Source organism: Kitasatospora sp. NPDC088346 (genome assembly GCF_044740765.1).
Taxonomy (GTDB): domain Bacteria; phylum Actinomycetota; class Actinomycetes; order Streptomycetales; family Streptomycetaceae; genus Kitasatospora.
Genome location: NZ_JBIURH010000190.1, coordinates 1 through 1,176 on the forward strand (window position 1 = coordinate 1; position 1,176 = coordinate 1,176).

Genomic DNA, 1,176 nt, shown 5'->3' on the forward strand with positions numbered 1-1,176 from the left:
CGTGGGCGCGCTGCGGCTGGCGCTGCGGGATCTGGTCGAGCGGCACGAGAGCCTGCGGACGGTGTTCCCGGAGGCCGACGGCGTCCCGTTCCAGCAGGTGCTGGCGCCGGCGGAGGTCGGCGAGGTGCTGGAGGTGGTGGTCGGCGCCGACGAGGCCGCGGTCGCCGCGGCGGCCGGCCACGCCTTCGACGTGACGTCCGAACTCCCGCTGCGTGCCTGGCTGTTCGAGGCGGACGCCGACGAGTACGTGCTGATGCTGGTGCTGCACCACATCGTCGCCGACGGCTGGTCGCTGGTGCCGCTCTCCCACGATCTGCGCACCGCGTACGCCGCCCGCACGGAGGGCCGGGCACCCGAGTGGGACGGCCTGCCGGTGCAGTACGCGGACTACACGCTGTGGCAGCGGGAGCTGTTGGGTGAGGAGTCCGACCCGGACAGCCTGATCACCGCCCAGCTGGACTTTTGGCGCTCCGCTCTCGCGGACCTTCCCGCCGAGCTGGCGCTGCCGACCGACCGGCCGAGGCCGGCGGAGTCCGGACACCAGGGGGAGACCGTGGAGTTCCGGCTGGGCCAGGAGGCCCGGCGTGCGACGAGCGCTCTGGCCCGGGAGTGCGGGGCGACGGTGTTCATGGTGGTGCAGGCGGCGGTGGCGGCGCTGCTGTCCCGGTTGGGCGCGGGTTCGGACATCCCGTTCGGGACGCCGATCGCGGGCCGTACGGACGAGGCGCTGGACGACCTGGTCGGCTTCTTCGTGAACACGTTGGTGCTGCGGACGGACGTGTCGGGTGATCCGACGTTCCGGGAGCTGGTCGGGCGTGCCCGGGATGCGGACCTGGCGGCGTTCGCGCACCAGGACGTGCCGTTCGAGCGGCTGGTGGAGGTGCTCAACCCGGTCCGCACGATGAACCGGCACCCGCTGTTCCAGGTGATGCTGAACTTCGCCGAGAGCGCCGTCGCGGTCGGGACGCTCGACCTGCCGGGCCTCGACGCCGAACCGGTCGCCGAGATCGGCGAGGGAGCCAAGTTCGACCTGTCGTTCACCTTCTCGGACGAGGGCGGCGCCGGCCTCTCGGGCAGTGTCGAGTACGCCTCGGAGCTGTTCGACCGTTCGACGGTCGAGGTGTTGGTGGCGCGGTTGGTGCGGTTCCTGGAGGTGGTGTCGGCTGATCCGGAGGT

The 1,176-nt window shown here is 72.0% G+C and carries 1 protein-coding gene; it reads left to right on the plus strand.

Translation table 11 applies throughout. The features are described from left to right. Window positions 1–1,176: condensation domain-containing protein (locus ACIOFR_RS42375; RefSeq protein ID WP_401006200.1), on the plus strand; the 1,176-nt coding region annotated here is incomplete at both ends.